Origin of the sequence: Methanospirillum sp. (assembly GCF_028679455.1) — an archaeon.
Taxonomy (GTDB): Archaea; Halobacteriota; Methanomicrobia; order Methanomicrobiales; family Methanospirillaceae; genus Methanospirillum.
In genome coordinates this window covers 1-13,726 of sequence record NZ_JAJRBM010000178.1, presented here as the reverse complement: position 1 = coordinate 13,726, position 13,726 = coordinate 1, and the positions used below count along the sequence as shown (strand labels likewise).

The following is a 13,726-nucleotide window of genomic DNA, read 5'->3' as shown; positions in this document are numbered from 1 at the left end:
TTAGTATTACTGAAATCGGTAACGGGTTGAAAGAACTCATTCAGTAATTATTTTGTGTAATCAACCTCACTACTATTTTTTTGATCCAGGTTCCTCCTGGAAGAGAACTCGGTAACCAGTGCAGATCAAATGAATGTGGTCTGGAAGTATCGTCCAGGATGAATGAAAATAATGAGTAAAACGTTTCATTTCAGTGAATGAATCCATTGTTCCATTCTATGAGGAGGGACATATAAATATATTTTTTAGTGTCAGATGCTTACTTATCTTATATTTCAGGAGAAGTGCATGGTAAAAAGAGGATTGTATCTCGGATTAATTGTTATTTTGCTCGTATTTTCTGCAACGATGGTTTATGCAGACTCTTCAGAAAAAGAACAGAACGCAACAGGCACCCAGGCAGACAGGCTTGCAGAGATAACTGACCGGGGTACATTAGTTGTGGCTGTTAATACCGATCTGGTCGCGGATTTCACGATCAAGAATGATACGGCCCGTGATCCTGAGTCGAAATGTACAGATGAGCAGTATGCAGAGAATCAGGTCAGTGGATATGATGTAGAAATTGGTTCACATATTGCAGAAGAACTTGGTGTCGATTCCTGTTACGTAGCCACCAACAGTGAAGAGTTAAAAAAGGGTGACTGGGGAGACAAGTGGGATTACTACACTGATTTCTATATGACCGATGATCGTCTGAAATGGCTTTATTTTACGCAACCGATATTTTCAGTGGCATCATCCTTTTACATCCGTTCAAATAACACCAATATATCCAGCATCGATGACCTTTCAGGTAAAAAGATCGGTGTATATGTTCAGTCTGCCCAGTTAAACTACCTCAATAATAATCTCAGTATGATTGGAGATGTAACTGATAATCAGGTAAAGAACCCCACGATTGTTGAATATACCGGGGATCCAGAAGCAATTAATGACCTGGTATCCGGAAAACTTGATGCAATTTTGTTTCCTCAAACAGATATGAAGGCACGTATCGCAAATGGAACACCATTAACTGAATTGAAGCCTTATGCATTTACCGGATATTCCGGGATTGCGGTTGAGAAAGGAAATGGCACATATGCTGTATCTTTTGTTGAAAAACTGAATGAAATTATTCAAAAAATGCATAGCGATGGGTTCCTTTCTGCTCTCTATCTGAAGGAGTACAACGAGGATATGACCAGTGATGCTAAAAAATTCGATATCTCGTCCCTTCATCAGTTCAATGAAAGTTCATCATAACTTTTTTTCTAACCTATTCAGATGATCTCATCTGCCGGTTTACACCTGATGGCTAAATCAGAAAAATTCATGGCCCTTTGATAGAGATCAGGGGCAAACACGTGGCTGTTACCAGGATACTGCGGGAGTAATAGCCCAGTCAGGGGTCCATCGCTGATTACCAGGAAAGAGATCTGAGATCCATATCAATGGAAGTCAGGTCATACCAACATGCAGGAGATCATATTGAACAGTACCGACAATGGTTACACTGATATAGTATTGTACTCGTACAATATTGGATGAGTAAGATCTCAAACATGGAGACCGCTCTTCTGGGGTTACTTTCAGAAAAGCCCATGTATCCCTACGAAATGGAGAAGAGTGTAGTGGAACATGATATGCGGTACTGGACTGAGATCTCCATCTCCTCCATCTACAAAGTGCTTGAAAAACTTGAGAAAAAATTCCTGGTTGATGTCAATCTCACCGTTACCGAGACGAACAAGGTCAAGAAGATCTACACCCTCACTGAGAAAGGAAAACGTGACCTGAAAGAACGTATCGTAGAGATCATGTCAGAACTCGAGATCTCGATCTACCAGATCGACCTCGCCCTGGCAAACCTTCACCTTCTCACCCCTGCCGAGGTAAACGAGGTGATGGCCACCTACATATCCTCTATCGATTCCCGGATCACCTGTTATATCGAACTTGAAAAGTACCTGATAGAGAACGAATGTGAAGTAGGCAACATCCATCTCTCCCGGAGACGCCAGTTCCTGATCAAAGCGGAACGGGAATGGGCACTCAGTTTTCTTAAAGATTACAACGAAAATACGGGATATACCCCGGTTTCTTCACCTGACCAGCAGGAGCAGAACACATGAGCCAGGCGATCCGGATCACCGGAGCCAGAGTCCATAACCTGCAGAATATCTCGGTATCAGTCCCAAAGAATCAGATCGTGGTCGTTACCGGGGTCTCAGGAAGCGGGAAGAGTTCCCTGGTGTTTGATACCATCAGTGCCGAGGCCAGAAGGCAGCTCATCGAGACCTTTGGAACTTTTGAACGCTCCCGGCTTCCGAAGATCAGCCGTCCTGACGTGGATGAGATCATTAATCTCTCCCCGGTCATCGTCATCGACCAGAAACGGCCGGGACAGACACTCCGCTCAACGGTAGGAACCATGACCGAACTCTATACCTACCTGCGGCTCCTCTTTTCCCGGTGCGGAGAACCGTTCATCGGTGGATCCAACCTCTTTTCGTTCAATAATGCAGATGGCATGTGCCCTGAATGTTCAGGACTCGGGCAACTGATGGTCATCGATGAGAAGAAGCTTATCGACCCCTCTAAATCGGTCGCAGACGGAGCTATCCTGCACTCCCAGTACAAGAAAGGAGGGTATTACTGGAACTCCCTGATGAACGCGAAGATGTTTGATCCGTATAAGCCGGTCAGCGAGATGAGCCCGGAGGAGCGGTTCAGCCTCCTTTATCAGCCACAGACCGCGATTCAGGGTGACCGGTTCGGTGAAAAATACAACTCCTCCTATGAAGGGGTTATCTCACGGCTGAAGAAGACCTATATCAATAAGGAAGAGAATTCAGACGCATACACACAGTTTTTCAGCTATGAGACCTGCCCGCACTGTCAGGGAACCAGACTCAACGAACGGGCCAGAAAGGTCACTGTTCAGGGGAAAACCATCCCGGATCTTGTCTTCCTGGAACTGCCTGAACTCCGGGAATACCTGGATACGATTCAGCATCCCTATGCAGATCCTATCATCGCCAGGATGAAGATGACCATCCAGTACCTGATCGAGATCGGGGTTGGGTACCTCTCGCTGCACCGCACCGTTGCCACCCTTTCAGGTGGTGAGGCACAACGGGTCAAGATAGCAAAACAACTGGACTGTACACTCGTAAATCTTGTTTATATCCTTGATGAACCAAGTATCGGGCTCCATCCACGTGATATCGGCAATCTCATCCGGATTCTGGGTGAACTCAGGGATAAAGAGAACACGGTTCTGGTGGTCGAACATGACCCGGAGATCATCAGGGCCAGCGATTACCTCATCGATATCGGCCCGGGAGCCGGTTCACAGGGTGGAATGGTACAGTTCAGCGGAACGGCTGATGAACTCATCAGATCAGATACCCTGACTGCCCGGTACCTGAACCAGATCGGAGCATGTTCCCGGCACCGGAGAGAACCGCTAGGGGTATTCAGAATCGAAAATGCATCCCTGCACAACCTGAAACAGGTATCGGTAGAGATCCCAAAAGGGGTTCTGGTCTGTGTCACCGGTGTTGCAGGATCCGGGAAAAGTTCTCTGATCCACGGGATATTCTGTGAGCAGCATCCCGACGCTGTGGTTATCGACCAGTCATCAGTCGGACGATCATCGCGGTCCAACCCGATGACATATCTCGGCATCTTTGATGCGATCAGAAAAGAACTCGGCCATGCCACCGGGACAGACCCGTCATACTTCAGTTTCAATGCGAAAGGTGCATGCCCCAAATGCAAGGGTACCGGCGTCCTGAAGATGGATATGCATTTCCTTGATGATGTGACCACGGTATGCGATGCCTGTAACGGCGAGCGGTATAGCCCTGAAGTCCTCACCCTGACCTACAAGGGAAAGACGATCTCTGAGATCCTCAGGGTTACCGTCAGGGATGCAGGTGATCTCTTCGAAACACCTGAGGTCAGGAGAAAACTCCGGGTGCTGGCTGATGTCGGGCTGGATTACCTGCAGATCGGGCAGTCACTGAGTACCCTCTCGGGTGGCGAGGCACAGCGGCTTAAACTGGCAACCGAACTGCATAAGAAAGGAAATATCTATGTCATGGATGAACCGACAACCGGTCTGCATATGGCTGATACAAGCCGGCTTCTCGGGATTATTCACCATCTCGTGGATACCGGGAACTCGGTGATCGTCATTGAACATAACCTGGATGTGATCAGGCAGGCTGACTGGATCATCGATATGGGACCTGAAGGAGGAAGCAAAGGAGGAGAAGTGATCGCGAGCGGGACGCCGGAAGCAATTATGGAGGATCCCCGGTCGGTTACCGGTCAGTACCTCAGGTCCTGTGCAATCCCATACGAAAACGATGCCCGGCTCACATGCAGCAGGGTGCTTCAGGGATGATCATCTCCGCGGTTTAAAAATACTGCATGATGACGACCGCAGATATTAAAATTTCATATCATTCTACCGATTTTAAAATGAAATTTGCTAAATATACCTCCATATACCATAGATATAGCGAGAACAGCCGTGAGAAAATTCAGGACAGAGAGGAGCAATGTATGGGTATTCATGATGTTATAATTCCGGCATATCAGGGAGTAATCAACACGAATAATGGAGTGTATCATGGATGATATCATCCTGAATGTCTCCCATTTCTCGTACGCATACGGGGATATGAAGGCAGTCAGTGACATCTCATTTCAGGTCAGAAAGGGAGAAATATTCTCATTTTTAGGACCGAACGGGGCAGGGAAGAGTACGGTTATCAACTCACTCATAACCCTGCTCCCCTTACAAAGCGGCACTGTTACCATCGCCGGATATGACCTGGGATCCGAGCGGTCACGGGTAAGGGAGTCCATCGGCATCGTGTTCCAGCAGATCACGCTGGACAAAGACATGACGGTGCGGGAAACCCTGGATTTTCACGGGGATATCTACCGGATGAGCCACGAAGAAAAGACGACCCGGATCAGAGAACTTCTCAGGCTGGTTGAACTGGAAGAGAAAGCAGATACTCTGGTGAATAACCTCTCAGGCGGGATGAAACGCCGCCTGGAAATAGCAAGGGGCCTGATGACCCGTCCCCGGGTGCTCTTTCTTGATGAGCCGACTATCGGTCTGGATCCCCAGACCAGGCAGAAAACCTGGGATTACCTTCGATCCGTCAATCAGGAGGGAACCACGATATTTATGACCACCCATTATATGGACGAGGCCGATCTCCTCTCTGACCACATAGCCCTGATCGATCACGGAACCATTATTGTCCACGGAACCCCGGAAGAACTCAAAGAAAGTCTTGGAAATGATGTCATCTATCTCGAGACATCAGACAACACTACGGCTCAGCAGATCCTGACCGGACTATCCGGGATCAGGGAAATGAGCAGATATGAAGGAAAACTGATGATCATTTCAGAACAGGACGGAACCAGACTGCTCCCTGATATCATGAGATACCTGGGTGAACACGCAATCAGTGTGCTTGCGGTGAATCTCAAAAAACCTTCGATGGATGATGTGTTCATGCACTACACCGGTACGGAGATGAGGGACTGATGATGATTCCCGGCTTTTATCCGGTGTTCAAGCGTGATATGACGCGGCACTTTAGGTTCAAGGATCAACTCTTCACCTCGATGCTTCACCCGGTCCTCTGGCTGGTGCTTTTCGGATTTGCCATGGCAGGTACTTTTGAGCGGTTACTCCAGGCATCAGTTCCTCCTGCAGGACTTGTGGTAGTCAATTACCTGACATTCATGTGTCCGGGTATGATTGCGGCTACGATCATGTTCGCCAATCTCTATGGGGGATTTTCGGTTCTTTTTGATAAGAACTGGGGAATCCTCCGGGAGATTCTTGCCAGCCCGATGCCACGGCGTGATCTGATCATCGGAATCATCCTTTCAGCCATTACCAAGTCGCTGATTCAGACGGTAATCATCATCGTACTCGGGATGATACTGGGCGTGTCAACCTTTGCCGGTCAGAGTCCGCTTGGAATCATCATCTCAATAGCAGGAATCATCCTCTTTATCGGGGCATTCTCTGCTGCAGTCCTGTGTGTCTCTCTGTACATGGCATTTACCACCTCTTCTCCGGAGGGATACCAGGGAATTACCACGATACTCTCCATGCCGTTGTTTTTTGCGTCTAATTCCTTGTATCCGGGAGAAGGACTGCCACCGGGGATCAAAGAACTGGCCCTGATCAACCCCCTGACCCATCTGACCAACGGGCTTCGGTTCTTTACGATCGGGGATCATTTTACTGCTCTGGGGCTGGCGTTCTCCTATACGCCGGTTGAGATAGCGATCTCATTTCTCTACCTGGTATGCCTTGCCCTGATCCTGTTCTGGGTTACCTTGAGAACGATTAACCGGGCAATTATCACCTGAACGTTTTTTTTGAGTGAAAAACAGGGGGTATCTGGTTCATCCGGTCCCTGGTATCAGGGTTCGGATCCTCATTTTGTATTTTTGGTTACCTGATTTTATCAAAACAGATCGGAAATATCCCGTCTAACATACGAATACCGATTACTTTCAATCAGAATATCAATAGCAAAAAAAGAGGGTATCAACTGAGCATCGGGATATCGTTCTCCCGGATATCTGAAAGGATCTCGATAATTACCGATATTAATGCTGGTATCTCTGATACCACAACATTCCTTTAAAGGGCAGAATATGAGAGTCTTTCCTTTGTAAGAAGGATGCAGTCAGTCATGAGCGGGAAGGACAATCCTACTCACACCCTCATCCCCGATACGTACCCGAACGTCTTCTGGAGTTTTTGATCCCGCCTGATGCCTGGGTTGATGGTTATCCGGTTGTTGAGTCCTTCACTTCATCTGTTTCGATACATGTCCGAATGGTTTTCATCAATACCGGGAGATCATGTTCACAAATCCCCCATATTATTTCAGATGAAAGGGAGTCATATCCATGAATTAACCGGTTTCGGAGAGAAATAATATGGGGGGCATCAATAATTATCTCATTGAGTGCTGGTTCAAGACGTATTACATGTCCAACAGCTTCCCCAATTATTCCTAGTTTTCGTTCAACTGCTGCCTGAAGCAACCGGTTTAGTTTATACTCTGCGAATTCAACGTTTTCAGTAAATATCTGTATATCTTCACCTGCAAGAAGGATATCCCAGAATAATTTTTTGATCTCACGTTGAAGCATATAATTCAATACTGCTTTCTGCGACAATTTCCCGAAAAACCGGGTTTCTTATTGCATGTTCCTCAACGAGATCGATAGGGAGATTAAATATTTTTTCAAGATCAGATTCTAGGCCAAAATATTCGTGTGCGTATTGAACCGGTTCCATCTCATGAAAGGTAACCAGGAGATCGATATCAGCGGGATTTTCCTTTTCGGTGAGCATTGATCCGAAAACTGCAAGTTTTTCGACCTGGTGACGAATACATACTTCCTGAACACGTGAAAGATATGGTATCACCCTCTGATGTAGTTGTGTAGGGTTTTCAGGTTTCATATTCTATCCGGATTACTCGTATTATCCTATTGATATGTAGCATCATCAGGCAATAAGATCTCTCTCACACCCGCACCCCCGATACGTATCTGAATGTCTTCTGCAGGTTTTTTATCTCCCCGCTGCTCCGGGTGATATCCTTCCACGAGTTGATTGCAGCGGTCTTGTTCCAGGTATCATCTGACTGGTTGGTATCACGGGCTTCCATGATGCTGCCGGCAGGGGATGTAGGGATATAATCAAAAAGTCAAGGTAATTAACGATTTACGTTCCGGATCTCCTAAACTAATCGATCTTGAAAAAAATCTTAAAGATAGGAATCAATACATATCATTCTGATTACAGGACATCAATGATCATATCTGAAAAACATAGAGAAACAGAGATTCTCTTTCTTGTGGAGGAGGCTGATGAAGGTGGGTATATCGCCCGATCACTGACATATCCGATTTTTACCCAGGCTGACACCCTTGATAATCTCAGGGAGATGGTTCGTGATGCGGTCATCTGTCACTTTGGTGATACTTCGCTCCCGTCTTTAATCAGACTCCATATTGTGAAGGATGTTGTTATTGCCGTATGAAGGTTCCCCGGAATATATCTGGTTCTGATCTAATCGGGTATTTGCTTTCAAATGGGTTTCAACAGGTTAGACAGACAGGGAGTCATGTTCGGCTTGAGTGCAACATCGATGGGGAACATTATGGGATTACAGTTCCATTACATGATCCACTCAAAACGGGAACTCTTTCCCATATTGTGAAAGAGATTGCAGAAAAAACCGGCAGAGACTGGGTATCAATTATGGAAGAGATATAAGAGGGGTCATGTGAATAACTACAGGTCGGCTCATGCATACACTATCTCTTTAAGGATACAGGGCTTGATTTGAAATGTTACCAGTACATCAACATCGCTATCAACCCGCTCCTCTCTCCGGACATATGAGCCAAATATGCCGATTGTTGCGATTCCGAACCGTTCTTGCAGGATTACTTCATGCTGGCGTAGCAATGGTAATAGATTCATCTTCTTGTATTGGTACTGATCTTTTCATCTTCAGGCTCTATGTTTTATCACACCCGCAGCCCCGACCGGTATCCAAACGTCTTCTGCAGGTTCCTGATCTCCCCGCTGCTCCGGGTGATATCCTTCCACGAGTTGGTTGCAGAGGTCTTATTCCAGGTATCATCTGACTGGTTGGTATCACGGGCTTCCATGATGCTGCCGGCAAACGATGTCCATACAGTTCCTTCTGCATATGCTGATTTTCCGTCCGGGGTGACGGCTATCCGGTAGTTCAGTCCTGCCGGGGTGCTGAATCCGCCTGCGGATCTGATCTGGCCTTTGGTAGAGATCTTTGCATGGTTGATGTTGATGAGATCACTCTTCGCCTCTACGACGTTGCAGAACGCAGGAACGAGATATCTAGCCTCGTCAGCAAATACACAGGCGACCGTGCTGGTTGAGGTGGAGTAGTTGCCGGTGTTGTCCATGAGCAGTCGTTCACTTCCGGTAAGCAGGGATCCTTCCCTGCTGAGATAACTGAGCACCTTCTCCTGTTCGATGTTGTAGGTTCTGCTTCCTTTTGACTGCGAGTCGAACTCGAACTTCTTTGCTTCAGCGACGCTTCCCCCGTTTCCCTTCAGGGTATCATGGTATACGACAAGCGAGATGACATCCGAAGCGTTCAGGTTGTTCTCCTCAAGAGGATCTTCCTTTGCTACGACCCAGTCTGTTGCGGTGGACTCGTCGATGATCCCGGTGGCACTGATGGTGGTATCGATGGAGAAGACCTGGTTCTCTGGCATTTCAGGAGGGAGGCGGCCTGCAACCACTACTCCGGTGAGCAGAAGCAGGATGAGAAGGCAGGTCCATCTCATGGTGACCTCACGGTGACCGTTCCGTCAGCTCCGACGGTGACGGTGAACTGGACCGAGTCGCCTGCCGGGATACGGATGTCCCTACCGGTTGAGGGATCTCGGGTGATCTGTACCGGGCTGAAGATGTACACGTAGGTTCCCGGTAGTGGTGGTATCTGAAGTGAGAAGGTGAGGAGATACTTTCCGTCCTCATAGATCGCAGGTTGTTCTCCGACTGCCTGAGCGAGAGCATTGGCTGGTGCCAGTATGATCCTGGCCTGAGGTGAGAGCTGAATTGAGCCGGTATTCTTCAGGGTGACGGTGAGTTGGGCTGAATTGCCGGCGAGGGTTCCGTCAGGAAGGGTAACCGTGACGATCACGAAGTGAATGCCGGTAGTGTCCTGGGTGGTGTCGGTGTGGTCAGCGAAGTAATATTCATTGTCATCATCATCGTCGTCATCGGTTGGAGTAGTGGTTGGAACTGTCGTCGGAGTATCGGTCGGCAGCGTTCCGATCAGCGGGTTGTAGTCATAGACGTTGGTGGTCACCTCGTATGGGGTCAGCGAGTACCCGGTCTCGTTCGGGGTCTGCTGGTCAGACCACCCGTCTCCGGTCGCATTGCTCCAGTAGTTTCCTGCGATATATTTCCCACCGACGATGTTGGTTCCGAGTGTGGGACCGTTCGGGTTTGTCCAATCGTAGTTATCGGCTGAAGAGGCGGTTGCACAGACATTCAGGTCGTTTCCGAAGTAGTTGTTGTAGATGTACCCGTCACCGCCTCCACCATCGTCAGAGATGTTCAGCCCTCCGTTGGTGCTCTGGTTTATCCAGTTCCCGGTCAGGTTCAGGCCGGTTGATGAGTCAGAGATGCCGATGCCATACCGGTTCCCGGAGACCCGGTTACCGGTGATGGTGGCACGGTTACCGGTAGCGTTGATCCCAAAGCCGCCGGTGAGGGAGGTGGTGGTGATCGGGGCGTTTCCAGTGACGGTTCCGACGGTGATGGGGGCATTGACGGAGTTGTAATCTGCGGTGTTATTGGTGATGGTGGCACGGTTACCGGAGGAGGAGATGCCAGTACCACCGGTGGCGGTGGCATTGCCGATAATAACAGGAGAGCCATCGCCGGAGGTTTCAGTTTTGTCATAGTTTATGGACGAGAACGCAGTGTTGTTGAGGGCTATGTTATTGGAGATCGTGACCCGATCACCTGAGGAGGATATGCCATAGCCTCCTATGGTGGTTGCATTCCCGTAAATTCCGGTTGAACCGGGGCTCAAGGTTTCGGTCTTGACATAGTCATAGTCTATAGAGGATGTTGCAGTGTTATTGATTACTATATTATTGGAGATCTGAACATCATTACCTGAAGAGGAGATTCCGTACCCACCCATACTATTAGCATTACCACTAATTACGGGATCGACAGAGGCATCGGTATAGGCCTCGATATAGGTAGCAGCATAATCTAGTGAAGCAATCGCAGAATTATTACTTGCAACATTATCACTGATCGTTACATTATCACCGGTTGAGGCGATTCCACACCCACCCATACTACTGGCATTGCCGTTAATAACGGCATTAGCAGAGGCCTCGAGATAAGCACCGGTAAAGGTAGTGCCATAATCTAGTGAAGCAATCGCAGAGTTATTACTCGCAACATTATCACTGATCGTTGCATTATCACCGGTTGAGGAGATACCATACCCACCCATACTACTTACATTACCATTAATTATGGCATCAGAAGGAGCATAGGAATAAGAGTCTGATCGTAAGTTGACGTAGGCATAATCTATAGAAGCAAAGACAGAGTTATTACTCACAGCATTATCACTTATGGTGACATTATCACCGGTTGAGGAGATACCATAACCTCCAATACTACTTACATTTCCATTAATTACGGCATCGGAATAAGCAAGGGGATAGGCACAGCTATTAACAGCACCATAATCTATCGAAGAAATCGCAGAATTATTACTCGCAACATTATCGCTGATCGTTGCATTATCACCGGTTGAGGAGATACCATAACCTCCAATACTACTTACATTTCCATTAATTACGGCATCGGAATAAGCAAGGGGATAGGCATCGCTAACAACATCAGCATAACCTATCGAAGCAATTGCAGAATTGTTACTCGCAACATTATCTCTGATGGTGACATTATCACCGGTTGAGGAGATACCATACCCACCCATACTACTTACATTTCCATCAAATACGACACCGGACCAGGCTTTGACTTCGGTATAATCTAGTGAAGCGATGACAGAATTATTACCCGCATCATTATCGTTGATGAGGGTATTATTCCCATATGAGTAGATCCCATACCCGCCGGTTGCCGATGCAGAATTTGAATCGGAATGGACAAGGGCATCAAAATCTCCAGAGGCATAGGCAAAAGCATTGAGCATCGCATTTGCCGAGTTGGAACTCGCAGAGTTATTCGTGATGGTTGCATTGTTCCCAGTCGTTTCTATTCCGAATCCCCCGGCTGCCGATGCAGAATTTGAATCGGAATAGCCATAGTAATTGGGAGAGCCAAAGGCAGAAGCATTGAGCATCGCATTTGCCGAGTTGGAACTCGCAGAGTTATTCATAATGGTTGCATTATTCCCAGTTACTTCTATTCCGTATCCCCCGGTTGTCGATGCAGAATTTGAATCGGAATGGGAAAAGGCAACATAAGTACCAGAGGCATAGGCAAAAGCATTGAGCATCGCATTTGCCGAGTTGAAACTCGCAGCGTTATTCGTAACGATTGCATTATTTCCAGTCACTTCTATTCCATGCCCTCCGTTAGCCGAAGCAGAGTTGTTGGAAGCATTGGCATACGTAATGCCATTGGATGAGGCATTCATGATAGCGGTCGCTGAATTGTAACTCGCTTCGTTGTTTGTAATGGTTACATTGTTACCCGTCGTTGCAATCCCATACCCACCGTTAGCCAAAGCAGAATTGAAAGAGACATTGGTGGAGTCAGAACCTGAGGCTTTCGCATTCAATATTGCAGTTGCCGAATTGTTACTTGCAATATTATCACGTATGATGACATCATTCCCGGTTGAGTATATGCCATACCCGCCCGTGGCATTTACCTTATAATTCTCAATAACTCTGCCGGTCACATCAAGGGAAGCAGTCACCGAGTTGAAACTCGCGTTGTTCCCCTGAATGATCGTATCATCACCGGTCGAGTAGATCCCGTACCCGCCGGTGACCTCTCCGTCACCGGTTGCAAAATTATAACTCGCCTTATTGTTCGATATCTCTGCATAATCACCGGACGAGTTGATCCCGACCTTGTTGTACATCGCATCGTTCCCGGCGATCCGGGCAGAGAGACCCCCGGACACAATACCGGTATCGCTGTTCCAGCTCGCATTGTTCCCGCTGATGGTAGCCCTGACCCCGGTGGAGTTGATCCCGATAACATTGCTGCTCACGCTGTTCTCTGATATCGTAGCATCATCGCCGGTTGAGTAGATCCCGTTCTCCTCATTACCGGTCGCGGTGTTGCCGGTGATGGTGGAGCCCTGACCGCTGGAGACAATGCCGCTGTTTGAGTTGAAGGAGGCGTTATTGTTCGAGATGGTGGCGTAATCTCCGGTAGCGTTGATGCCAAAGCCACCGGTGAAAGAGGTGCTGGTGATCGGGGCTTTTCCGGTGACGGTTCCGACGGTGATGGTAGCATTGACGGAGTTGTAATCAGCGGTATTGTTGGAGATGGTGGCACGGTCACCTGATGAGGAGATGCCGGTACCACCGGTGGCGGTGGCATTGCCGATAATAACGCCATCACCGGAGGCTTCAGTTTTGACATAGTCTATGGAGGAGAACGCAGTGTTGTTGAAGTCAGTATTATTGGAGATAGCAACATCATTGCCGGAGGAGGAGATGCCATAACCACCAATACTACTGACATTGCCATTAATTGCGTCATAGGCACCATAGGAATTGACTGAAGCATAGGCATAGTCTAGTGAAGCGCTCGCAGAATTATTGCTGACTGTATTATTGCTGATCGTGACATTATTCCCTGATGAAGAGATTCCATAACCACCCATACTGCTTGCATCACCGTTAATAGAGAATAAGGCATAGTCATAATTTAGTGAAGTACTCGCCGAATTATTACTCGCAACATTATCAGTGATAGTGACATTATTTCCTTTTGAATAGATCCCATAACCACCAATACTACTTGCATCACCGTTAATAACAGCAGAGGCAGAGGCATAGTTTAGTGAAGCGCTCGCTGAATTATCACTCGCAACGTTATCAGCGATAGTGACATTAGTTCCATCTGAATAGATTCCGTAACCACCAAAAC

At 47.6% G+C, this 13,726-nt stretch carries 13 protein-coding genes; 7 read left to right on the top strand and 6 right to left on the bottom strand.

Annotation, left to right across the window (positions count from 1 at the left end):
• Positions 1–288: 288 nt before the first annotated feature.
• The 5 genes from LUQ50_RS06055 (at position 289) to LUQ50_RS06035 (ending at position 6,405) form a co-directional block, all read left to right on the top strand.
• Complete coding sequence (locus tag LUQ50_RS06055; protein WP_300037693.1) at positions 289–1,248, top strand: ABC transporter substrate-binding protein; 960 nt, start codon at positions 289–291, stop codon at positions 1,246–1,248.
• Between the two features lie 281 nt (positions 1,249–1,529).
• Positions 1,530–2,117, top strand: coding sequence for a PadR family transcriptional regulator (locus tag LUQ50_RS06050; protein WP_367278967.1), 588 nt, complete (start codon positions 1,530–1,532; stop codon positions 2,115–2,117).
• Entirely contained in the window at positions 2,114–4,399 is a 2,286-nt protein-coding gene (locus LUQ50_RS06045; RefSeq protein ID WP_300037691.1) for an excinuclease ABC subunit UvrA, read from the top strand. The genes LUQ50_RS06050 and LUQ50_RS06045 overlap by 4 nt, the downstream gene beginning before the upstream one ends.
• A 228-nt stretch (positions 4,400–4,627) precedes the next feature.
• A complete protein-coding gene (locus LUQ50_RS06040) occupies positions 4,628–5,566 on the top strand; it encodes an ATP-binding cassette domain-containing protein (RefSeq protein WP_300037688.1) in 939 nt (312 codons plus the stop codon).
• Entirely contained in the window at positions 5,566–6,405 is an 840-nt protein-coding gene (locus tag LUQ50_RS06035) for an ABC transporter permease (RefSeq protein ID WP_300037685.1), read from the top strand. Before LUQ50_RS06040 ends, LUQ50_RS06035 begins: the two co-directional genes overlap by 1 nt.
• A 426-nt stretch (positions 6,406–6,831) precedes the next feature.
• On the opposite strand, the gene LUQ50_RS06030 is transcribed toward LUQ50_RS06035, so the two are convergent.
• The 3 genes from LUQ50_RS06030 to LUQ50_RS06020 all read right to left on the bottom strand — a co-directional run bounded on the left by LUQ50_RS06030 (position 6,832) and on the right by LUQ50_RS06020 (position 7,724).
• Positions 6,832–7,200, bottom strand: a complete 369-nt coding sequence (locus LUQ50_RS06030; RefSeq protein ID WP_300037682.1) for a HepT-like ribonuclease domain-containing protein — start codon at positions 7,198–7,200, stop codon at positions 6,832–6,834.
• Positions 7,187–7,516, bottom strand: coding sequence for a nucleotidyltransferase domain-containing protein (locus LUQ50_RS06025; protein WP_300037679.1), 330 nt, complete (start codon positions 7,514–7,516; stop codon positions 7,187–7,189). Before LUQ50_RS06025 ends, LUQ50_RS06030 begins: the two co-directional genes overlap by 14 nt.
• Positions 7,517–7,580: 64 nt before the next feature.
• Positions 7,581–7,724 carry a hypothetical protein gene (locus LUQ50_RS06020; RefSeq protein WP_300037676.1) on the bottom strand — a complete coding sequence of 48 codons (144 nt, stop codon included), beginning with the start codon at positions 7,722–7,724 and terminating at the stop codon, positions 7,581–7,583.
• 144 nt (positions 7,725–7,868) lie between these two features.
• Between LUQ50_RS06020 and LUQ50_RS06015 the strand changes: the two genes are divergently transcribed.
• Together LUQ50_RS06015 and LUQ50_RS06010 are read left to right on the top strand one after the other, a co-directional pair.
• On the top strand, positions 7,869–8,099 hold the full coding sequence (locus tag LUQ50_RS06015; protein WP_300037673.1) for a hypothetical protein: 231 nt from the start codon (positions 7,869–7,871) through the stop codon (positions 8,097–8,099).
• Positions 8,096–8,335, top strand: a complete 240-nt coding sequence (locus LUQ50_RS06010; protein ID WP_300037670.1) for a type II toxin-antitoxin system HicA family toxin — start codon at positions 8,096–8,098, stop codon at positions 8,333–8,335. Before LUQ50_RS06015 ends, LUQ50_RS06010 begins: the two co-directional genes overlap by 4 nt.
• Before the next feature lie 30 nt (positions 8,336–8,365).
• Here LUQ50_RS06010 and LUQ50_RS06005 read toward each other — a convergent pair whose 3' ends face one another.
• From LUQ50_RS06005 to LUQ50_RS05995, 3 genes are all read right to left on the bottom strand, one after another.
• Entirely contained in the window at positions 8,366–8,545 is a 180-nt protein-coding gene (locus LUQ50_RS06005) for a nucleotidyltransferase domain-containing protein (protein ID WP_300037667.1), read from the bottom strand.
• Positions 8,546–8,592: 47 nt separating this feature from the next.
• Positions 8,593–9,399, bottom strand: a complete 807-nt coding sequence (locus tag LUQ50_RS06000) for a hypothetical protein (protein ID WP_300037664.1) — start codon at positions 9,397–9,399, stop codon at positions 8,593–8,595.
• Positions 9,396–13,726, bottom strand: a 4,331-nt coding sequence (locus LUQ50_RS05995; RefSeq protein ID WP_300037661.1) for a right-handed parallel beta-helix repeat-containing protein, incomplete at its 5' end; no start/stop codon positions are given. The genes LUQ50_RS06000 and LUQ50_RS05995, both read right to left, overlap by 4 nt.